The sequence below is a fragment of the Prochlorococcus marinus genome (assembly GCF_001180245.1).
GTDB lineage: Bacteria > Cyanobacteriota > Cyanobacteriia > PCC-6307 > Cyanobiaceae > Prochlorococcus_A > Prochlorococcus_A marinus_F.
Window position 1 is genome coordinate 155783 of sequence record NZ_CVSV01000131.1, and the last position, 20778, is coordinate 176560.

Sequence of the window (20778 nt, forward strand, 5' to 3'; positions counted from 1 at the left end):
TTCAATCTCCATAAATTTTAAATGGATAAAATAGGCGTCTTACTAATGAATTTAGGAGGGCCTGAACGCATTACTGATGTCGGCCCATTCTTATACAATCTTTTTTCTGATCCAGAAATTATCAGGACACCGTTCCCTGTTTTTCAAAAGCCCCTAGCTTGGTTAATTAGCACTCTTAGGAGTACTACTTCACAACAAGCTTACCTCTCTATAGGTGGAGGGTCACCTATCAGAAGGATAACTGAACAACAAGCAAGAGAATTACAATCTAAATTAAGGGACAAGGGGTTTAATGCCACTACCTACATCGCTATGAGGTATTGGCATCCTTTTACAGAATCTGCAATTGCAGATATGAAAGCAGATGGCATAGATCAAGTTGTTGTAATACCCTTGTATCCGCATTTTTCGATAAGTACTAGTGGTTCGAGTTTTAGAGAATTAAAAAAATTGCGAGATTCTGATGATGAATTTAAGAAGGTTCCAATGAGATGTGTAAGGAGTTGGTTCAGTCAATCAGGTTATTTAAAGTCTATGGTCGAATTAATTTCTGAACAGATTTCACGTTGTGAATCACCTTCAAAAGCTCATATATTTTTCACTGCTCATGGAGTTCCTAAGAGTTACGTAGAGGAAGCTGGAGACCCTTACAAGCAACAGATTGAAGATTGCTCCTTATTAATTATAAATGAGTTGGAAAAATGCTTAGGTCATAGTAACCCTCATACACTTTCTTATCAAAGTAGAGTTGGTCCTGTTGAATGGTTGAAGCCTTATACAGAAGAAGTGTTAGCTGATCTTGGAAGGTCAAATGTTAATGATCTGATTGTGGTCCCTATAAGTTTCGTTGGAGAGCATATCGAAACATTGCAAGAAATTGATATTGAATATAAAGAAATTGCTGAAAAGGCTGGTATTAAAAACTTTCGGAGAGTTAAGGCTCTAAATACTCATCCTACTTTTATTGAAGGTCTTAGTGATCTAGTGATTTCCTGCTTGGAAGGACCTCTAATTAATATTGAGGAGGCTTCTCAGTTACCTGAAAAAGTTAAACTTTATCCTCAAGAGAAGTGGCAATGGGGTTGGAATAATAGTTCAGAGGTGTGGAACGGAAGGGTTGCAATGATTATTTTTCTTGTGCTTTTTATTGAACTTATTTCAGGCTCTGGGCCTTTACATAAATTAGGCATCTTATAAAGAAAAATTGATATTTATTTGAAAATTTTTAAATTTTTTAAAAGGTTTATTTGAATATATTTCTGACATTACATTTCTAAATGAGGCAAAAGTATTTAATTGAGTTTAATATTTATAGTAAATATTGAATTTCTTTAGTGACCCTTACTTCGAGATCCTTTTCAAAGGGTAGTTCAAAACATGAAAATCCAGTTTGGATAACGGGTGCAGATGCACTAATGGATTCTTTAAAAATTCATGGAGTAAAAGTTATATTTGGTTATCCTGGTGGAGCCATACTACCAATATATGACGCTGTTCATAAGGCAGAACAAGATGGTTGGTTAAAGCACTTTATGGTTAGGCATGAACAAGGTGGTTCACATGCGGCTGATGGATATGCAAGATCTACTGGTGAAGTAGGAGTATGTTTTGGAACCTCAGGCCCAGGGGCAACAAATTTGGTAACTGGAATTGCCACTGCTCAAATGGATTCAGTCCCTCTAGTTGTAGTTACAGGTCAAGTCCCAAGACCTGCTATAGGGACAGACGCTTTTCAAGAAACTGATATTTTTGGGATAACTCTTCCAATAGTGAAACATTCATGGGTAATAAGGGATCCTTCAGATATTGCGAAAGTAGTATCTGAGGCTTTTTTTATAGCCTCATCTGGAAGACCTGGTCCTGTTTTAATTGATATACCCAAAGATGTAGGTCAGGAGTTCTTTAATTACCAAAGAGTTTTGCCTGGTGAGATTATTCCTAAAGGATTTAAAAGGAATGGAGAAATTAATGATTGCGATATCAACAAAGCAGTGAAACTAATAGAAGATTCTGAAAGACCTCTTCTATACGTAGGAGGTGGTGCAATATCTTCAGGAGCTCATGATGAAATAAAAACTTTAGCAAAGAATTATCAAATACCAGTTACCACGACCTTAATGGGGAAGGGTGCTTTTGATGAAAAAGACAATTTATCAGTAGGGATGTTAGGAATGCATGGAACTGCTTATGCAAATTTTGCTGTTACAGAATGCGATCTTTTAATTGCTATTGGGGCTAGATTCGATGACAGGGTGACAGGAAAATTAGATACTTTTGCACCTAATGCAAAGGTAATTCATATTGATATCGACCCAGCAGAAGTTAATAAAAATAGACGTGTAGATGTTGCAATTGTCGCTGATGTTTCAAAAGCTGTCCTGAAAATTAATGAACAATCTTTAAAAAATAAATTTACTTGTCGTACGAAAAACTGGTTAGAAAAAATTGATTTTTGGAAACATAAACACCCTTTATATGACCCGCCTAAAGAAGGAGAAATTTATCCTCAGGAAGTTCTTTTAAAAGTGAGGGAACTTTCACCAGAAGCTTATATAACTACAGATGTAGGACAACACCAGATGTGGGCAGCTCAATATCTTAGGAATTCTCCAAGAAAATGGATTAGTAGTGCAGGCTTAGGAACTATGGGTTTTGGATTGCCAGCGGCAATTGGAGTAAAAGCAGCCTTACCTAATTCAGATGTAATTTGTATTGCAGGAGATGCAAGTGTCTTAATGAATATTCAAGAATTAGGAACTTTATCTCAATATGGTCTAAAGGTGAAATTGATTATTATCAATAATCGCTGGCAAGGGATGGTAAGACAATGGCAGGAAAGTTTCTATGATGAAAGATATTCCTCATCTGATATGAGTTGTGGTGAACCTGATTTTGTAAAACTTGCTGAGTCTTTTGGAGTTAAAGGGTATTTAATTTCTGATAGAAAACAATTACAGAATGAATTAAAAAATGCGCTTGATCATGACGGCCCTGCCTTGATTAATATTCTTGTAAGAAGAGGTGAAAATTGTTATCCAATGGTTCCTCCTGGTAAAAGTAATGCTCAAATGGTTGGATATGTTAATTGTGAAGACTAATTTTTTAAAATTCCTCATTTTAAAAAATTAACTTTAAGTTAATTTTAAAATCTTAGATATTTCTGAATTGAAAAAATTATCAAAAATTTTAATTATAATCTGTTTGATTGTTCTTAATCCTGTAATAGTAAACTCGGCCGAAATTCTTCAAATTAAAAGTTCAAATACTATTTTGGTGGGGGATCAAAATAGAAATTTAACTATTGGATTATTTTGTGTAGATGTAAATGAAAATGATGAGATTGAAGCAACTAATCTACTTAAGAGTGAATTCCCAAGGGGGAGCAAAGTGAAAATAAAGCCTTTTGGTTTCAAAGAGAATGTTTTGATAGCAAAAGTCTTTAATATTAAAGGTACTAAGGAGATGACGGAATTATTGGTCGCTAATAACTTAAGTAATGAAATTTGTCCAAGTTAATTATCCTATGAGCAAATAAGATTCCATTGTCTTGAAATTGTTTTGCTCCTTCTCCAGGAATAAAATTCATTATTGAATTTGTATGTGCATAAATTTGAGATGTCTATATTTATATGAGGGATGTTCTCATTTAAAAGTTGTCTATAGGCAAATCTTTTTAGATCAAGTTGATTTAAGTTTTGCTCTCTAAGGTGATTTGAATCATTAAAACAAAAATCTTTTTTAGTTTTAGTCAATTTGACAGTTATGTTTTTGTTTTCGGCCTTTCTATAAAATTCTTTGAAAGTAATTTTATCAACTAGATAATATTCCTTGGAAATCGCTGGTCCTATTGCAACAAGTAAGTCATCTCTAGATGTCCCAAAAGTATCGAAAATTTTTACCAGATTTTTTATTATTTTTTTTTCTAAACCTTTTCTTCCACAATGCAAGGTTGCTACATTTCTTGTACTTTTATCTGCAAAAAATATTGGCATACAATCAGCTGTATAAACCCATAAGTTTTGACTGCATTTATTGCTAACAAGACCATCTGCATCAGTCTTAGTCCCTTTTTGCGAGTGAGATCCAAACACTATTACATTACTGTGAATTTGATTGGAAACACAGTTTATAGAATTTTCATTAAAGTGATTACCTAATAATTGAAGAAATTTCTCAGAGCAAGACTTCGTGAAGTATGCATGTTTGAAATTATTTTGACTAAGAATAGGTGATGAATAATACTCAAATTTTTTGTTTTGAATATAAATTTCATCTTTTGAGAAATATATTTCTTTGTAAGGAATAGTTCCTGCTCCTAAACTGAATTTATGTAATTAATTCAATATCCCTTAATATCCAGAATCCTGCAAATTTTTCGATATATGGCGTTGACTGTATGGAAATAAATTGATAACCAAGAGAATTTTTTTTATTCTCTAAAAACTTTGTATTCAAAATGTTTGCATCTTTTTCTGGTAAATCGGTTACTAGCCACTTATCATCTTCTGAAGCTTCAAGTATGAGTTGTTTCTTATTCATGACTAGTTTAATAGGTTCTAAACAACTGAACCATGCAGAAAGTGCTAAAGATCTATCTTTGCTAAAAAGTCTTAATCCTGGAACTAAATAATTATCATCTAAATCTTGCTGAATTGGGAAAATATCTCCAAATTCTATAGGCCAATTTTCTGCTGATTTTAATTCGCCAATTGATATTTCAGAGATAGTTAAAGCATCGCCCCTCACTGCTTCTGGCAGAGGTTGAGGAGGGTTTTCCATTTTAGAAGAAAAAGTAGGGGCTAATACACCTCTTACATAACCTTTTTCCTTTGGATAAATCTCTTTCTCGAGAAATTCAATTCTATCTAATAAATCGTAAGTTCTCCTACTTACAATAGCCTCAATACTAAGGGCCTCTAGAGATTTTTTAATGATCGATTTCATTGACGACCTCCAGAATCGAACTATTGAAGGTTTCTCCCACCCTTGTTTTTTTGCTTCACTTATTGCTTCATTTAGTGCTTTTGTAAGCCATACTGAGTTAACTTCATTGGCAGGGCATTTTTTATTCCAAAGAAAAATATCTTCTGTCTTATAACTTCTTGTAGAGCAAATAATTAACTCCCACCTTTTTTTTCCGTTTGATTCAATAATTGGTCTTGAGTAAAAGTCTAATTCCCAATCTGAAATTTTTAATTTAATACTTGACTCTATTTTTTTGTTGATGTTCATTTATCTTGTTCTTTTTTATCGAAAAGTGCTTTAGTTTTTAATGCTCTCTCGGTGGCTTCTTGCATAACTTTTTGCTTATCAATAATTAATTCTCCCGCAGAGTTTTCCAAGAGTGCTGTATTGAGGCCAATACGCCCTTTTTCGAGGTCAATTTCAGATATCAAAGCTTTTATAATTTCCCCTTCTCTAAAAACTTCACGTAAAGAACGAATCGATCCATTTGTTAGTGAGGATTGATGAAGAAGTCCACTAGCTCCCCCTAAATCAATAAAAAAGCCATATGGTTTTACAGCTAAAACTTCTCCTTCAATTAATTGACCTAATTCTAGACTTGTAAGTTTAGAAACTAATGATGCTTTCTTCTCAGAGAGAACTAATTTTCTGGATTCTGGATTAACCTCAAGAAACGCCACTTTTAGATTTTTGCCAACAAATGATTGATAGTCTTGACCATCTTCAAGTTGGGATCTGGGGATAAATCCTCTTAATCCATCTACATCACAAGTAAGCCCACCTCTGTTAAATCCATTAATTAAAACGCTAATTAATTCTCCATTTTTTGCGAAACTTGAGACTTTCTCCCAACTTTGCCTAAGAATTAATGCCCGAGCGCTCACCGTTACCATCCCATCAGCATTTTGTTCTTTGATAACTAAAACTTCCATTTCAAGGCCTATAGAAAACTTTTCTTTAAAGTTAGTTATGACACCCAAACCACATTCTTTTTTGGGCATATAACCAGGTGCCTTTCCACCAATGTCAACATATAATCCATCACTTTCGATTGCTATAACCTTACCTGAAATTGTTTCTCCAGTAGCCCCAATTGGCTCATTTGCATTTAAAGCCTCCAAAAAAGCACTTTCATCAAAATCGAATTCATCAACTGTTCTTTCTAATTGAAAATCTGTATTTTGCTCAGAAAAATTAAGCGGTCTTTTTAAGTCTTGTTGAGTTAAATTTTGTTGATAAATATCAAAATCCTTAGTCTTTTCACTACTGTCCTCAATTTCTTTTACTGAATTATCTTCAATGATTTGGGGTTTGATTGCAATATTTTCTTTTTTTATATCTTCTTGCGAATTGTTTTGCTCATTATTTATTTCTTGAGAATCTTTCTTGCTTATGTGAAGTACCTGAAGAGGTTTTTTATTGCCCTTTGGTTGGATATTATCTTGGGCATTTTTATTACTAGCTCCCATCGTAGGTAAAATAAGAATAATTAATTATTAACATACTCTAAATGTTAGTACTCAAAATTAAAATTAATGAACTTTAAACCAATATCTAATAAATTTGAATATTTAAATTGGCAAGAAATTGAGAGTATTGCAAAAGAAAAAAGATCAACAGTGATTTGGCCATTTGGAGCTGTTGAGCAACATGGACCTCATTTGCCTCTTGCTACAGATAGTATTTTTGTTGATGACATCATTAGCGAAGTTTTTAAAATATTACCTGCCGATATTCCATTAAAAAAACTTCCAACTCAATATATTGGGTTTTCGCCAGAACATAAAGGTTTCGCTGGGACAATTTCACTTTCCTCAAATTTAATAACCTCAATGGTTAAGGAAGTCGGAGGTCAATTATCTGAAATGGGTTTTAAAAGATTGATTTTAATAAATGGACATGGAGGTCAAATCTCACTACTAAATACAGCGGCAAGAGAGCTAAGAAGTTTCTCACCAGGGATAGCAGTTTTCCCCTGTTTTCTATGGAGTGGTGTTAATGGATTAAGTGAGTTGTTAACAAAAACTGAAATCGAGGATGGGCTTCATGCTTCTTTAGCTGAAACAAGTTTGATGCTCGCTTTGAAACCAGAATTAGTAGGTGATGAACGCCCAAATGAGACCATTAAAGGAGAAATCCCAGAAGGCTGGAGTCTAGAGGGGAATGCACCTACTGCTTGGCTTACTGACGACTTCAGTAAATCAGGTGTTATTGGAGATAGTAGAGGAGCAAATGAGTCTTTAGGAAAAAATTTAAAGGAATTATTGATTAATCATTGGTTCAAATTGATTATGAATCTGATGCAATCAGATTGGCCAAACAATTCTTAAATAAATTTTAAGTAAAAAATGTGACTTAACAATTGAAACTATTTTCATGATATTTAAATAAACTCTCTATAATCGTGTAATATTCATGCATAATGAGCTAAAGATTACTGACATGCAAACTCTAGAATCAAATAAAAAAACTATTGATGAATCGATTAATCCGATTTCTTTAGATTTACCCGACTTCACTACAGATTCTTATAAGGATGCATACAGCAGAATTAATGCGATTGTTATAGAGGGAGAGCAAGAGGCTCATGATAATTACATCTCAATAGCAACTTTAATTCCAAATGAGTTAGAGGAATTAACTAAATTGGCGAGGATGGAAATGAAGCATAAAAAAGGCTTTACTGCTTGTGGAAGAAATTTAGGAGTAGTAGCTGATATGGATTTTGCTAAAAAATTCTTTTCTAAATTACACGGTAATTTTCAAGTTGCTCTTGAAAAAGGAAATTTAACAACATGTCTTTTAATACAAGCAATCTTAATTGAAGCATTTGCAATTTCTGCTTATAACGTCTACATAAGAGTTGCGGATCCTTTTGCAAAAAAAATAACAGAGGGAGTGGTTAAAGATGAATATCTTCATTTAAATTACGGTCAAGAGTGGCTTAAAGAAAATCTATCAACTTGTAAAGAGGAATTAATGGAAGCTAATAAGGTTAATCTTCCGTTAATTAAAAAGATGTTAGATGAAGTAGCAGATGACGCATCAGTTTTAGCTATGGACAGAGAAGAATTGATGGAAGAATTTATGATCGCTTATCAAGATACATTGATGGAAATAGGTCTCGATAATAGAGAAATTGCAAGAATGGCTATGGCAGCTATCGTCTAATTACATTTCTAATTAATTAAGGCTTTTAATAATTAATCAAACCTATTTAAGTAGTTACCTCTGTGCTATTGTTCATAACATTGTATAGAAACCATTTATAAATTTTAAATGTTTGGGTTAATAGGCCACTCAACCAGTTTTGAAGATGCAAAGAGAAAAGCTTCGATGCTAGGCTTTGATCATATTGCTGATGGAGACTTGGATGTTTGGTGTACTGCTCCTCCTCAGCTTGTTGAAAATGTAGAAGTTAAGAGTGCAACTGGAATATCTATTGAAGGTTCTTATATAGATTCGTGCTTTGTTCCTGAAATGCTTTCTAGGTTTAAAACCGCTAGAAGAAAAGTACTAAATGCTATGGAACTAGCTCAGAAAAAAGGAATTAGTATTACCGCTTTAGGAGGATTTACTTCTATTATTTTTGAGAATTTTAATCTTCTACAGCATAAACAAATTAGAAATACTTCATTAGAGTGGGAAAGGTTTACTACTGGCAATACTCATACCGCCTGGGTTATTTGTAAGCAACTAGAAATAAATGCTCCTCGAATTGGGATAGACCTTAAAAAAGCAACTGTTGCTGTAATTGGCGCTACAGGTGATATTGGTAGCGCTGTTTGTAGGTGGCTTATCAATAAAACTGGGATTTCAGAACTTCTTATGGTAGCAAGACAACAAGAGCCTCTGGCGCTGTTACAAAAAGAATTAGATGGTGGCACCATAACAAGTTTGGATGAGGCATTGCCTCAGGCGGATATTGTTGTGTGGGTAGCAAGTATGCCTAAAACTATTGAAATTGATACTGACAACTTAAAAAAACCATGTTTAATGATTGATGGAGGATACCCCAAAAATCTTGATGAGAAATTTCAGGGTGAAAATATTTATGTTTTAAAAGGAGGTATAGTAGAGTTTTTCAATGATATTGGTTGGAATATGATGGAACTTGCGGAAATGCAAAACCCTCAGCGAGAGATGTTTGCTTGCTTTGCAGAAGCTATGATTTTAGAATTTGAAAAGTGTCATACAAACTTTAGTTGGGGAAGAAATAACATTTCCCTTGAAAAGATGGAATTTATTGGAGCAGCTTCTTTAAAGCATGGTTTTTCCGCCATTGGACTTGATAAGCAGCCTAAAGTATTAACTGTCTAAATCATGGCTAAACGTTACCTTCTTGATTTTGAAAAGCCTCTTGTTGAACTTGAGAAGCAGATAGAGCAAATTAAAGAATTAGCTCGAGATTCAGAGGTAGATGTTAGTCAACAGCTACTACAGCTTGAAACCTTAGCTGCTAGAAGAAGAGAAGAAATATTTAAATCTCTCACCCCTGCTCAAAAGATTCAGGTAGCTAGACATCCTCAAAGACCAAGTACTTTGGACTTTGTTCAAATGTTTTGTGATGACTGGATCGAATTACATGGAGACAGAAATGGTGGCGATGATATGGCATTAATCGGGGGGATAGGTTCGATAAATAATAGACCAGTGTTGATGTTAGGGCATCAAAAAGGAAGAGATACAAAAGAAAATGTAGTAAGAAACTTTGGGATGGCAAAACCAGGCGGTTACAGAAAAGCTCTCAGATTAATGCAGCATGCAAATAGATTCGCTTTGCCAATTCTTACATTTATTGATACTCCAGGAGCTTATGCTGGTTTACAAGCTGAAGAACAAGGTCAAGGTGAAGCCATTGCAAGAAACCTTCGAGAGATGTTTGGATTGAAAGTTCCAATTGTTGCTACTGTCATCGGAGAAGGAGGTTCAGGAGGCGCACTTGGAATAGGTGTCGCCGATAGGTTACTAATGTTTGAACACAGTGTTTACACGGTTGCTAGTCCAGAAGCATGTGCATCAATTTTGTGGAGAGATTCTGCGAAGGCACCAGAAGCGGCATCAGCACTTAAAATTACAGGCAAAGATTTACTTAAATTAGGTATTATAGATGAGGTTTTACCAGAACCTTCTGGTGGGAATAATTGGGCTCCTTTAGATGCTGGTAACACACTAAAAGAGGCTATTGAGAAACACCTGAATGCTCTACTTCAAATGCCTGAAGACCAATTAATTGAGGAACGATACAAAAAGTTCAGGGTTTTAGGTAAATTTATCGAAGCAAATAATATTGAAGAGATTTATAGTGAAATCCCCCAAAAAACTGAATAACTTGAAACTAGCTTTTATAACGGGTGCTACGAAAGGTATTGGTAGATCTACCGCAATTACTTTTGCCAATGCTGGCTGGGATTTAATTTTACTCTCCAGGAATATGGATTTAATGGAGAAACTAAAGAGCGAACTGTTGACCACTAAATCAAAAATTAACCTAGTAAAATGTGATTTAACTAATCCCCTAGAAATAGAGCATTGTGTTAAAGAGGCAATTGAGAAATATGGATGTCCTTCAGTCTTGATAAATAATGCCGGTTGCGCATTTAATAGCCCTTTAGTCGAAATGGAATTAGGTCAATGGGAACAAACTATTCAAATAAACCTGACAAGTGTTTTTCAAATTTGTAGTTCAATAATTCCTCAAATGAGAAAAAATGGTGGTTTAGTTATTAATGTAAGTAGTCATGCCTCTTATAATGCATTCTCCCAATGGGGAGCTTATTGTGTTTCAAAATCTGCATTAGCTATGTTTACTAAATGCTTGAGAGAGGAGGAGAGATCTAATTCAATAAGAGCTTGCACAATAACTCTTGGTTCAGTCAATACTCCTCTTTGGGACTCCGAATCAATCAATTCTGATTTTGATAGAAATTCTATGCTCTCCTCAAAGGAGGTATCAGAAACTATTCTCTACATGGCTAATAAACCTCAATCACAATTGATTGAAGACTTGACTTTGATGCCTTCTGGCGGAGCCTTTTAAACATTCTGTTTATCTGATTAATCTTAAAACAGTGATTTTTTTTAGTACTATTAGAACCCGATTGAACAAGAGAATGTGATATAGTATATGAGCAATTAAGCTTTAGGAAGATACAGTAAATTAAGTTGCATACTATTTTCTGTTTAGAATTTTATGACCTCTACATTACCCAACGATAATATTAGAAACTTTGACGACCAGATTACTAATAAACTAATTTCTGAAATTATAAGAGACAGAATTAAGAATTCTGGTACAAGATTTAGTGCGAACGATAACATTTCTGATTTTATAAATCCTGGTGAATTAGAAATTTTAGAAAAAGAAGTAGCCTCAAGAGTTAAAGACCTACTAAAGTCCCTCGTAATTGATGTTGAGAATGATCATAATACTCAAGAAACTGCTGAGAGAGTTTCCAAAATGTATCTAAACGAAGTTTTCAAAGGCAGATATCATGAACAACCTAAAGTTACAAGTTTTCCTAATGACAAGAATCTTGATGAAATTTATACAGTTGGTCCAATTTCGGTCAGATCTGCATGTTCACATCACTTAGTACCAATTTTAGGAGAGTGTTGGATAGGTATTAAACCTGGAAATAAAGTCATAGGACTTTCAAAATTTGCGAGAGTTGCTGATTGGGTTTTTTCAAGACCCCATATTCAGGAAGAAGCTGTAATGATCCTTGCAGATGAAATTGAAAAACTTTGCGAACCTAAAGGTTTAGGCATTATTGTAAAGGCCCAACATTATTGTATGAAGTGGAGGGGAGTCAAAGAACCAAATACAAGCATGATTAATTCTGTTGTGAGAGGCGATTTTAGACACGATTTAAGTTTAAAACAAGAATTTTTTGAGCTTGTAAAACAGCAGTCCGCTACTAATAATTACTAAAATCTTTTTAACAACTTAAAAAGATTCTCTGTTTTTTTTATATCTTTTAAACCTGGAGATATTTCAATACTACTTGAAATATCTAACCCATCTGGTTTGAAGTCAGTAAAGATTTCATCAATCCATTCAATTGATATTCCACCTGCCAACAACCATGGTTTGCTAAATTGCAAATTCTTTAGATAAATAGAATTTATTTTTTTCCCTGAACCTCCATAAGTTTCTTTATTCCAAGAATCAAGTAGTATCGCATCTACAAAATCTTCAAAAGGTTTTATTTTATCTATGTCCTTTTCCGTTTTTATTCTGAAAGCCTTCCATAGGCCAATATGGGGGATTTTTTCCCTTATTTCTTTGCAATAATCAATATCTTCATCTCCATGTAATTGAATGATAGTTTCACTTGGTTTGCCTAAGAAGTTTTTGATAATTAAATCTATAGGACAATTTTGCACAACAGTTACTCTATCGATTTTTGGATAAAAGTTTTCTAGGGTTTTAAATATTTTTTTCTTAATTTCAGCTGATACATACCTTGGCGACTCTTCAACCGAAATAATGCCAATAGCATTCGCTCCTAATTTAGCGACTTGAAGAGCTTGTTCTTCAGAAGTTAGTCCACAAATTTTAACTAAAGGATTAGTCTTGGGCATATCATTATCCTGCATGTAAGATTAATATTATTGCTAAATATAGCGGAGATTATTTTTGAGAAGTTGGCAAATTTTTAAAATATGGGGAATTCCCTTTAAAGTTCATCCCTATTGGTTTGTTATTCTCTTTTTATTCTCATGGAGTATTAGTAATCAGGTAAATTTATCTTCTGGCGATATCTACAATAATAAAGAAGCTTGGATTATAGGGTTTTTAACGTCTTTTTTCTTATTATCTTCAATTATTTTTCATGAGGTTTTTCATACTTTTGTTTCACTTAATCAGGGTGTAAAAATAAAAAAAATTACTTTTTATTTTTTAGGAGCAATTTTACAAATAGATAAGTATTGTCAAACTGCTTTAGGTAATATAAAAATTGCAATTGTAAGACCTCTTTTGTGTTTCGCTACAGCATTTATCTTACTTTTAATTTCTAATAACAGTGCATCTCAGGAACAAATAGCAATTAATGTAATTTCAAGAGTAGGTATATTTAATTTATTCTTAGGCTTCTTAAATTTGATTCCAATTGGTTCTTTGGATGGAGGGAATTTATTAAAAAGTATTATTTGGCATTTCTCAGGCAGTAAAAATAAAGGAAGAAATTTCCTCAATAAAGTAAATTTATTTTTATCTTTTTTTGTTTTATTTTTTGGAATAATTTGTTTATTTAGATTTAACTTTTACTTTGGTTTTATTCTTTCTTTTTTGGGCTTATTTGGAATTAATTCTTCAAAATCTGAAAGTCAATTTTTTAAAATTGAAAATATACTTAAATTTAGTAAAGTTTCTGAGATCAAATTAAAACCTTTAAGGAAAATTGAATATGATTCAAATTTCTCAGAATTTAATAAGTTAATAAAAAATAAGAAGGATGCATCGGATAAATATTTTTTTGTTACTAAAAATGGTAGGTGGACCGGTTTTGTTGATGAGAATATTTTAAAAACTGTTTCCTTGAAAAAATGGGAACAGAACTTTGTTGGAGATTTTAAGAAACCAATCGATAGTTTTGAAAGTGTATCTTATAACGATAAATTATGGATAACTATAGAAGCACTTGAAGAAACAAATGAAGGTTATTTATTGGTTCTAAATGCTGCAAATATCCCTTTGGGGATAATCGATAGGTCAAAAATTGGAAACTTTGTCTTGAATAAATTAGGTTTTAATTTGCCTTCAGATATTATTAACAAATTAAACTTTAAAAATAATTATCCCTTAGGAATTGAATTACCGAGAATAATTAATTCAATGAAGCAGAAAGGAGATCTTTAATAATTCTTGCCATTAAAAATTTCTATTTTTTATTATCTATGGCAATATTTTTGAAAGTTATATTTGATTTATTTTCCAGGAATGAATTTCTCAAATGTTGAACTATTTCATCATTTGTTAATTTTAAATTTATTTTTGGTGGAGCTTCTTCTTTGAATAATTTGAACCACAAATCTCTTGAAGGATTAGTTTGAATTTCTCCATGTTGAAGGAATGCACCTTTTTTACGAAATTGAGCACTACCTATTCTCTTAAACCCATCCTGATCAACCAAATCGGAAATTAATGAAGTCCCAAAACAATTCGTTTTAATACTTGATTTTCGTAAATTACCATATTGTAAGTTTAGACCTAATTCTCCAAAACTTTTAATTAACCAATTATTAACCATTTCATAACTTAAGACTTTATAGTAAGTTTTTTTAAATGTTAATGCATATGTTATGCCTCCTGAATGCAGAACAGCTCCCCCTCCAGAGGGACGTCTAACAATATTAATTTCCCCATTTGATAATAAATTTTTCCAATGAAGAGGAATTTCCTTTTGGTGAAAGCCAATTGATAGCCAATCCCCAGTCCAATAGTAGAACCTTAATGTGAGAATTATTTCGGGATTCGAAATTGTCTGATCTAAAGAATTTAAATCTAAAGCCATTTGATCAAATCCAGGTAAATTATTTGTTGAAAAAATTAAAGCCTGATTTCCAATTCCCAAAATTAACTTTGTAGGTTTATATATGATAATTTTCAATAAATTTTTTCTTTCAATTTGTTAATTACGTAACATCATTTTGTAATAGTGTTTCAAATCTTCTCTTTTCGGTGGAGAATATAGAAAATAATTTTTTTACCATGGAGCCAACTCAAACAATAAATCTTATTGCATTAAGCCTCATAGTTGTTATGCATGCAGGAGTTTTAGCATTAAGACTAGGAATTAGTTTAGGTAGGAACTAAATTCTATTAGAAAATTTAAAATTTATAAGGTAATAATAAAGTAAGACTGAATTGATTTATTCAGTAAAAATATCAATTACTTAATTTGTCAAAATCTTTTTATAAAAATAGTATTTTATTCAAAAAATATTTTGGGTCTGTATTTCTAAAAAGACAACAGAAACAGGATAATTTTGTATCATTGATTTTTTTAATTATAAAAATTAGCTTTTCCCTTTTAGCAATAATAAGCCTGATTAAGCTTGGCTATAGTTCTAAAGTAAGGTTGACCAGATTAAGGGAAATTGAAGAATCATTTTTATACGAAAAATATAGATTTAATCTTTTAAAAGATAAGTTTGATGATTTATTCTCTTATGAAGGTGCGCAAAGATTTATGAAGGATCAGGATCAAATAATTTCTAGGGACATTATCAGAGTAATATGGCGTTGATAAGGATGATCTTGAATCATCCTACTTTTCATTCTTCAATTAACTTTTTTGCTAGTGAGTAAGAACATTAAGGGTTTAGTTCTAATAACAGGAACAACTTCAGGCGTTGGATTAAATACTCTAAAACCTCTTTTAAGATTTGGATGGGAGGTCATAGCAGTAAATCGATCAAATAAAAGAGCTATAAAAATAGCTGAGGAATTCTTGACAAAAGAGGAAGTTGAAAATGTTCACTTTATAGAAATAGATCTTTCTAACTTGAATGATGTGAGAAAAGGTTGCGATGAAATATTAGAAAGATTTAAGAAGCCAATAAATTCTCTTATTTGTAATGCAGCAGTTTATAAACCGAGACTAAAGAGACCTGAAAGGTCTGCTCAGGGATTTGAAAACTCTATGGCAGTAAATCATTTTGGGCATTTTCTTATGATAAACCTACTTATGGAAAATATTTTATCTTCTGAAAGAGAAATTGTTTTAAATGGCAAATTAACTGTATTCAAGCCAAGGATTACAGTATTAGGGACTGTTACGGCTAATTATTCAGAACTTGGAGGAAGGATTCCTATTCCTGCTCCAGCTGATTTGGGAGATTTATCTGGATTCAAAAATGGTTTCTTATCTCCAATAAGTATGGCTAATGGAAAGAAATTTAAACCTGGTAAAGCTTATAAGGATAGTAAACTTTGCAATATGGTGACCGTTCAGGAATTATCAAAAAGATATCCTGAAGAGAAGATTATTGTAAATTCTCTATATCCTGGATGTGTTGCTGATACAAAACTTTTTAGAGATACACCTTGGTTATTTAGATTCCTTTTCCCGATATTTCAAAAATTCATAACAAAAGGATATGTTTCACAAAGACTGGCAGGAGAGAGAGTCGCTAAAGTGGCAACTTATAAAGAATTTGCTAAACCATCAGTCCATTGGAGCTGGGGAAATCGTCAGAAAACTGGTAGAAAAGCTTTTTCTCAAAAGTTGTCAAAAAGAATAATTGATACGAAGACCTCTCAACAAACATATGATTTAACACGCCAATTGGTTGGATTAGAGTAATTTAGACTAATCAAATCCTAATAAATCGAAAATTTCTCTATCTTTAAGTGGATTACCTTCTAAAGGCTCTACTTTTTCAAGCATATTTTTGGCAAGAGATAAATATTCATTTTGAACTTCAATAACATCTTCAGTAGGTTCCATTTCAAAAATGGTGCATTTTTTTAGTCTTGATCTTCTAATGGCGTCGACATCTTTAAAGTGGGCCATAGTTTTTAAACCTGTTCTTTCATTGAATTTATCAATTTGATCTGTTTCTTTTGATCTATTTGCGACTACCCCACCTAATCTGACTTTATAATTTTTTGCTTTTGCTTTAATTGCAGAGACAATTCTATTCATAGCGAATATCGAATCGAAGTCATTAGCAGTAACAATTAGACAATAATTTGCATGTTGCAATGGAGCTGCAAATCCTCCGCAAACGACGTCTCCTAGGACATCAAAAATAACAACGTCAGTATCTTCTAATAAATGATGTTCTTTTAATAGTTTAACTGTCTGACCGGTTACATATCCCCCGCACCCTGTCCCAGCAGGAGGACCTCCACTTTCAACGCACATTACGCCATTAAAACCTTCAAACATGAAATCGGTTGGCCTCAATTCTTCGCTATGAAAATCTACCTCCTCAAGAATATCGATAACTGTAGGAACCATTTTGTGCGTTAAAGTGAAAGTACTATCATGTTTCGGATCACATCCAATTTGTAGAACCTTTTTACCTAATTTTGAGAATGCTGCAGAAAGGTTTGATGATGTAGTTGATTTCCCAATTCCACCTTTCCCATATACGGCAATAACTAAAGCCCCTTCCTCAATATTTATTTTTGGATCTTGCTTTACTTGAACACTTCCTTCTCCATCAAGAGGTCTATTTATAGTACTTGTCATTTAAAGCATAAAACACATTATTATTTATATTCTTGCAGCGCAAATACACATGAAATATGTTTCTAAACAAATATGTATTTAATTGTATTAAAAGCCGGAAATTTGTTCTTATAACTGAATTTTTAGGATTAAATCTATTAGATTATGAGTGGAAATACTCATGACTTAATTTTAGTTTATTAGTAAAAACTAACTGAAATATGCTTTGGCATCGTAAAGAGTTTCATCGCTTATCTCTGGAATTCCTCTCAAGATTGCATATTTTTCAGTATTTGTTTTAACTTTACCTCTTACAAAAAATGGAACTTTTGTTAATTCAGCTCTACCAGATTCAGTCCATATAATTCCTTCTTTACTATTTTTTTCTTTTTTTTCGTCAGAATTTAAAATGTTATTTGTGTTTGTCGCTGTATGTCCCAAATGGCTTTGATGACCATCAACAAACTCAAAGTCATGTTTGAACATATCAATAAGATGCTCTTCTAAGCCCATCATTAGGGGATGTACCCAGTCATCAAAAATCACATTTGCTCCCTCCCAGCCCATTTGAGGGCTATATCTTGCAGGAACATCTTGAACATGCATTGGAGTACTAATTACTGAGCATGGAATGCCGAGTCTTTTTGCACTATGCCTTTCCATTTGGGTCCCTAAAACTAGTTCAGGGGCGGTTTTTTTCATGGCATCTTCCACTTCTAAATAATTGTTAGTTATCAGAGCCTCTAGATTTAGATCTTTTGCAGTTGCTCTTACTTGCCTGGCCATCTCCCTGCTGTAAGTTCCAAGACCCACAACTTCAAAACCCAATTCTTCCTTGGCAATTTTGGCTGCGGCAATTGCATGTGTTCCATCACCAAAAATAAAAACTCTTTTGCCAGTCAGATAATTTGAGTCAACTGATTTTGAGTACCAAGGAAGCTTTGATTTATTCTCTAATTCTTTTTTATTCGTCAAAGGAAGATCTAATTTCTTATGAACTTCATTTATAAATTCAGTTGTATTTTTTATTCCAATTGGAATAGTGTTTGTATATTCCATTCCAAAGTTCCGTTTAAGCCATTCGCATGATGCTTCCGCAATTTCTGGATAAAGACAAATATTTATTTCAGCATCAATTAGTCTTTTAATATCATCTGGACTAGCACCTAATGGCGCAACTACGTTTGTATCTATTCCTTGCTCTGAAAGTATGCGTTGGATTTCGATTACATCATCTCTGCATCTAAATCCTAGTAATGAAGGGCCAAGTATATTAACTTTTGGTCTCCTACCTAATTCCCTCCACCTAAGGGGATTAATTTTGTCTGAAGAACTTACTTTTTCTTTTAAAAGGGTTCTTGTTAGTTGATAAAAGGTTTCTGACGCCCCCCAATTTTCTTTCTTGCTATAAGCAGGTAATTCAAGATTAACAATAGGCATATCAAACCCCATCCCTTTAGCAAGTGCTCCAGGTTGGTCTTGGATAAGTTCTGCTGTACAACTTTCTCCGACTAAAAGAGTTTTGGGTTTGAATCGTTCAACGGCTTCCTTGATATTTTTCTTCACTAATTCTGCTGTATCGCCTCCAAGGTCTCTAGCCTGAAAAGTTGTATAAGTTACAGGAGGCCTTTGCCCCCTCCTCTCGATCATGGTAAAGAGAAGATCTGCATATGTATCTCCTTGGGGGGCATGAAGCACATAATGAATGTCTTTCATTGACGAGGCAATTCTCATAGCACCAACATGTGGTGGTCCTTCATACGTCCAAAGAGTTAATTCCATAGTTTTTAATGCGTTACTAAAGTTTTTGAAGTTAGTATTTGATTTCTTTTTAAAGGTTTGGAGAAGAGACCAGCCAAATCTGCGGCTTGATCAATTCCATGAATTGGACTAAATACCATTTCTATTGACCACTTAGTACTAATCCCCTCCGCCTCAAGTGGGTTAGCTAAACCCATGCCACAAACTACTAAGTCTGGATTAGATTCTCTCACTCGATCTAATTGTTTTTCTACATGTTGCCCTTCAACAATTTTTGTATTATCAGGTAATAAATTAATCTCCTCTCTCATTAAATCCTTATTTAGGTAAGGAGTGCCTACCTCTATAAGATCCATTTCGCATTCATTATGCAAGAATCTTGCCAAAGATATCTCTAGTTGCGATTCAGGAAGAAGAAATAATCTTTTCCCCTTAAGTATTTTTTTGTGTGAATCAAGAGCAAGTTTTGCTCTACTGATTAAAGGCGAAATAATTTCATGAACTTTAAGTTCACTAATTTTGAAAGCTTTCGCTGCAGCTAAAAACCATTTTGTACTGCCTTCGATACCTAGAGGAAATGGAGCTGAAATTATTTCACAACCCCGATGTTTGAGGTCTCGTACCGTATCACTTAAATAAGGCTGAGTTAATAATACTTTTGTATTTTTGCCAATCTTTGGTAATTCTGTTGATTGTCGTGGTGGAAAACTCTCAATATTTGAAATTCCTAAATTTCTAAAAATCTTTTTAAACCTATCCTCTACATTATTTGCGAGAGTCCCAACTAATAATAATTTTTCCTCTTTTGATGACTCCATTAATGGAATTAAAGCTTTTAAGGCGCCATCCTCTCCTTGGGTAAACGTTGTTTCTATCCCACTGCCAGAGTAATTAACGAACCTTACTTGACCTAAAAATCTTTTATTTAATTTCTCTGCGACAGTTGCAAGATCTAGTTTAATTACTTCACTTGGACAAGATCCAACTAGAAAAAGAGTTTTTATTTCTGGTCTTCTTGCAATAAGATCATTAACCACTCGATCTAACTCTTCATGAGCGTCAGCAAGACCAGCTAGATCTTTTTCTTCAAGAATAGCTGTCCCAAATCTTGGCTCAGCAAAAATCATAACTCCAGCAGCGCTTTGAATTAAATGAGCACATGTCCTTGAACCTACTACCAGAAAAAACGCATCAGGCATTCTTCTGTGGAGCCAAACAATTGAAGTTAAACCGCAAAAAACTTCCCTCGGTCCAGTTTCTTTATTAAATTCAACTTTACTCATTAAAAATTTTCAAGAGCTTATATTTCAAGCTTGCATAAACTTTTTAATTTAAGAAAGTAATTAATAAGTTCTCTTACAAAATGAACACATTTAAAAAACTTATATGAATGTTTAAATACTTAAATGGGAATTATGGAAAAAACTTTTTGGGCGTATTTTAATTTCTGTAGAAGGAACTTCCTTGACTTGTTTTTGATATTTTCCATACATTTCTAGCTATTTTCGTTGCTAATAATCCTGCTCTTTCTAACTTAGATTTTCCGGGCTTTGCTCCAATTAAAGCTGTCACTTCTGAAGTAGTTAAAGGTGCTCCAGTATTTATAGCTAATTGCGTTAACTCCAATCTATCTCTAAGGTTCTTAAGATTTACCTTCTCGATTTTATCTTCTTCTAACCAACTAAAAGATGGATCTTTCTGAGATAATTTTTGCATCAAGCTTAAGCTGACTAATCCAAGAGTTTGATCAGGAGTTAATTCTTTTTCAGTGCCAGAAACATTTGGTTCTTTTTTTTGAGAAGTTCCCATAAAAATGCATATCTTTTACTTGAAGTTATCGTTTTGTGGGAAGCATGCAAGTAAA

22 protein-coding genes are annotated in these 20778 nt (G+C 33.2%); 13 read left to right on the plus strand and 9 right to left on the minus strand.

What is annotated here, in order from left to right:
- Positions 1 to 21: 21 nt before the first annotated feature.
- The 3 genes from hemH (at position 22) to AMO19_RS06130 (ending at position 3516) form a co-directional block, all read left to right on the plus strand.
- On the plus strand, positions 22 to 1197 hold the full coding sequence (gene hemH, locus AMO19_RS06120) for a ferrochelatase (protein WP_075507727.1): 1176 nt from the start codon (positions 22 to 24) through the stop codon (positions 1195 to 1197).
- A 137-nt stretch (positions 1198 to 1334) separates the two neighbouring features.
- Positions 1335 to 3098, plus strand: coding sequence for a biosynthetic-type acetolactate synthase large subunit (ilvB, locus tag AMO19_RS06125; RefSeq protein WP_075507728.1), 1764 nt, complete (start codon positions 1335 to 1337; stop codon positions 3096 to 3098).
- Positions 3099 to 3165: 67 nt separating this feature from the next.
- Positions 3166 to 3516: a hypothetical protein gene (locus tag AMO19_RS06130; protein ID WP_075507729.1), complete on the plus strand. Its 351-nt coding sequence runs from the start codon at positions 3166 to 3168 to the stop codon at positions 3514 to 3516.
- Positions 3517 to 3521: 5 nt separating this feature from the next.
- Here AMO19_RS06130 and pgeF read toward each other — a convergent pair whose 3' ends face one another.
- From pgeF to AMO19_RS06145, 3 genes are read right to left on the minus strand one after another with little or no spacing between them, the layout of a single operon-like run.
- Positions 3522 to 4304, minus strand: a complete 783-nt coding sequence (pgeF, locus tag AMO19_RS06135; protein WP_306452421.1) for a peptidoglycan editing factor PgeF — start codon at positions 4302 to 4304, stop codon at positions 3522 to 3524.
- Positions 4305 to 4326: 22 nt separating this feature from the next.
- Positions 4327 to 5232, minus strand: coding sequence for a Tab2 family RNA-binding protein (locus AMO19_RS06140; RefSeq protein ID WP_075507731.1), 906 nt, complete (start codon positions 5230 to 5232; stop codon positions 4327 to 4329).
- Complete coding sequence (locus AMO19_RS06145) at positions 5229 to 6434, minus strand: S1 RNA-binding domain-containing protein (RefSeq protein WP_075507732.1); 1206 nt, start codon at positions 6432 to 6434, stop codon at positions 5229 to 5231. The genes AMO19_RS06140 and AMO19_RS06145 overlap by 4 nt, the downstream gene beginning before the upstream one ends.
- A 66-nt stretch (positions 6435 to 6500) precedes the next feature.
- On the opposite strand from AMO19_RS06145, the gene AMO19_RS06150 reads away from it, so the two are divergent.
- The 6 genes from AMO19_RS06150 to folE all read left to right on the plus strand — a co-directional run bounded on the left by AMO19_RS06150 (position 6501) and on the right by folE (position 11899).
- Positions 6501 to 7295: a creatininase family protein gene (locus AMO19_RS06150; protein WP_075507733.1), complete on the plus strand. Its 795-nt coding sequence runs from the start codon at positions 6501 to 6503 to the stop codon at positions 7293 to 7295.
- A 112-nt stretch (positions 7296 to 7407) separates the two neighbouring features.
- On the plus strand, positions 7408 to 8136 hold the full coding sequence (locus AMO19_RS06155; protein WP_075508043.1) for an aldehyde oxygenase (deformylating): 729 nt from the start codon (positions 7408 to 7410) through the stop codon (positions 8134 to 8136).
- A 108-nt stretch (positions 8137 to 8244) separates the two neighbouring features.
- Positions 8245 to 9285 (plus strand): long-chain acyl-[acyl-carrier-protein] reductase, encoded by a 1041-nt coding sequence (locus AMO19_RS06160; protein WP_075507734.1) that lies wholly within the window; start codon positions 8245 to 8247, stop codon positions 9283 to 9285.
- A 3-nt stretch (positions 9286 to 9288) separates the two neighbouring features.
- Complete coding sequence (locus AMO19_RS06165; protein WP_075507735.1) at positions 9289 to 10296, plus strand: acetyl-CoA carboxylase carboxyltransferase subunit alpha; 1008 nt, start codon at positions 9289 to 9291, stop codon at positions 10294 to 10296.
- Complete coding sequence (locus AMO19_RS06170; RefSeq protein ID WP_075507736.1) at positions 10271 to 11005, plus strand: SDR family oxidoreductase; 735 nt, start codon at positions 10271 to 10273, stop codon at positions 11003 to 11005. The genes AMO19_RS06165 and AMO19_RS06170 overlap by 26 nt, the downstream gene beginning before the upstream one ends.
- A gap of 153 nt (positions 11006 to 11158) precedes the next feature.
- Complete coding sequence (gene folE / locus AMO19_RS06175) at positions 11159 to 11899, plus strand: GTP cyclohydrolase I (RefSeq protein ID WP_025945790.1); 741 nt, start codon at positions 11159 to 11161, stop codon at positions 11897 to 11899.
- On the opposite strand, the gene AMO19_RS06180 is transcribed toward folE, so the two are convergent.
- Positions 11896 to 12552 carry a phosphoribosylanthranilate isomerase gene (locus tag AMO19_RS06180; protein WP_075508044.1) on the minus strand — a complete coding sequence of 219 codons (657 nt, stop codon included), beginning with the start codon at positions 12550 to 12552 and terminating at the stop codon, positions 11896 to 11898. The genes folE and AMO19_RS06180 overlap by 4 nt on opposite strands.
- Positions 12553 to 12607: 55 nt before the next feature.
- Here AMO19_RS06180 and AMO19_RS06185 point away from each other — a divergent pair, with 55 nt between their 5' ends.
- Positions 12608 to 13831, plus strand: coding sequence for a site-2 protease family protein (locus AMO19_RS06185; RefSeq protein ID WP_075507737.1), 1224 nt, complete (start codon positions 12608 to 12610; stop codon positions 13829 to 13831).
- Between the two features lie 22 nt (positions 13832 to 13853).
- Here AMO19_RS06185 and AMO19_RS06190 read toward each other — a convergent pair whose 3' ends face one another.
- Positions 13854 to 14582 carry a lipoyl protein ligase domain-containing protein gene (locus tag AMO19_RS06190; protein ID WP_075507738.1) on the minus strand — a complete coding sequence of 243 codons (729 nt, stop codon included), beginning with the start codon at positions 14580 to 14582 and terminating at the stop codon, positions 13854 to 13856.
- A 101-nt stretch (positions 14583 to 14683) separates the two neighbouring features.
- Here AMO19_RS06190 and psaM point away from each other — a divergent pair, with 101 nt between their 5' ends.
- From psaM to AMO19_RS06205, 3 genes are all read left to right on the plus strand, one after another.
- Positions 14684 to 14788, plus strand: coding sequence for a photosystem I reaction center subunit XII (gene psaM, locus AMO19_RS06195; protein WP_025887817.1), 105 nt, complete (start codon positions 14684 to 14686; stop codon positions 14786 to 14788).
- Positions 14789 to 15053: 265 nt separating this feature from the next.
- Positions 15054 to 15221 (plus strand): hypothetical protein, encoded by a 168-nt coding sequence (locus AMO19_RS08790; RefSeq protein ID WP_257008971.1) that lies wholly within the window; start codon positions 15054 to 15056, stop codon positions 15219 to 15221.
- A 54-nt stretch (positions 15222 to 15275) separates the two neighbouring features.
- Positions 15276 to 16280 carry a protochlorophyllide reductase gene (locus AMO19_RS06205; protein ID WP_075507740.1) on the plus strand — a complete coding sequence of 335 codons (1005 nt, stop codon included), beginning with the start codon at positions 15276 to 15278 and terminating at the stop codon, positions 16278 to 16280.
- Between the two features lie 6 nt (positions 16281 to 16286).
- On the opposite strand, the gene bchL is transcribed toward AMO19_RS06205, so the two are convergent.
- From bchL to AMO19_RS06225, 4 genes are all read right to left on the minus strand, one after another.
- The gene (bchL, locus tag AMO19_RS06210) at positions 16287 to 17174 is read right to left on the minus strand and encodes a ferredoxin:protochlorophyllide reductase (ATP-dependent) iron-sulfur ATP-binding protein (protein WP_032519374.1); all 888 of its coding nucleotides are present in this window, start codon (positions 17172 to 17174) and stop codon (positions 16287 to 16289) included.
- Positions 17175 to 17363: 189 nt separating this feature from the next.
- Positions 17364 to 18935, minus strand: a complete 1572-nt coding sequence (locus AMO19_RS06215) for a ferredoxin:protochlorophyllide reductase (ATP-dependent) subunit B (protein ID WP_075507741.1) — start codon at positions 18933 to 18935, stop codon at positions 17364 to 17366.
- Between the two features lie 5 nt (positions 18936 to 18940).
- Positions 18941 to 20197, minus strand: a complete 1257-nt coding sequence (locus AMO19_RS06220) for a ferredoxin:protochlorophyllide reductase (ATP-dependent) subunit N (RefSeq protein ID WP_075507742.1) — start codon at positions 20195 to 20197, stop codon at positions 18941 to 18943.
- A gap of 157 nt (positions 20198 to 20354) precedes the next feature.
- Positions 20355 to 20723 (minus strand): hypothetical protein, encoded by a 369-nt coding sequence (locus tag AMO19_RS06225; protein WP_075507743.1) that lies wholly within the window; start codon positions 20721 to 20723, stop codon positions 20355 to 20357.
- Positions 20724 to 20778: the final 55 nt, after the last annotated feature.

Coding starts and splice junctions, on each gene's coding strand:
- hemH (WP_075507727.1), top strand. CDS start 22: ATGGATAAAATAGGCGTCTTACTAATGAATTTAGGAGGGCCTGAACGC.
- AMO19_RS06140 (WP_075507731.1), bottom strand. CDS start 5,232: ATGAACATCAACAAAAAAATAGAGTCAAGTATTAAATTAAAAATTTCA.
- AMO19_RS06145 (WP_075507732.1), bottom strand. CDS start 6,434: ATGGGAGCTAGTAATAAAAATGCCCAAGATAATATCCAACCAAAGGGC.
- AMO19_RS06150 (WP_075507733.1), top strand. CDS start 6,501: ATGAACTTTAAACCAATATCTAATAAATTTGAATATTTAAATTGGCAA.
- AMO19_RS06155 (WP_075508043.1), top strand. CDS start 7,408: ATGCAAACTCTAGAATCAAATAAAAAAACTATTGATGAATCGATTAAT.
- AMO19_RS06160 (WP_075507734.1), top strand. CDS start 8,245: ATGTTTGGGTTAATAGGCCACTCAACCAGTTTTGAAGATGCAAAGAGA.
- AMO19_RS06165 (WP_075507735.1), top strand. CDS start 9,289: ATGGCTAAACGTTACCTTCTTGATTTTGAAAAGCCTCTTGTTGAACTT.
- folE (WP_025945790.1), top strand. CDS start 11,159: ATGACCTCTACATTACCCAACGATAATATTAGAAACTTTGACGACCAG.
- AMO19_RS06180 (WP_075508044.1), bottom strand. CDS start 12,552: ATGCCCAAGACTAATCCTTTAGTTAAAATTTGTGGACTAACTTCTGAA.
- psaM (WP_025887817.1), top strand. CDS start 14,684: ATGGAGCCAACTCAAACAATAAATCTTATTGCATTAAGCCTCATAGTT.
- bchL (WP_032519374.1), bottom strand. CDS start 17,174: ATGACAAGTACTATAAATAGACCTCTTGATGGAGAAGGAAGTGTTCAA.
- AMO19_RS06215 (WP_075507741.1), bottom strand. CDS start 18,935: ATGGAATTAACTCTTTGGACGTATGAAGGACCACCACATGTTGGTGCT.
- AMO19_RS06220 (WP_075507742.1), bottom strand. CDS start 20,197: ATGAGTAAAGTTGAATTTAATAAAGAAACTGGACCGAGGGAAGTTTTT.
- AMO19_RS06225 (WP_075507743.1), bottom strand. CDS start 20,723: ATGGGAACTTCTCAAAAAAAAGAACCAAATGTTTCTGGCACTGAAAAA.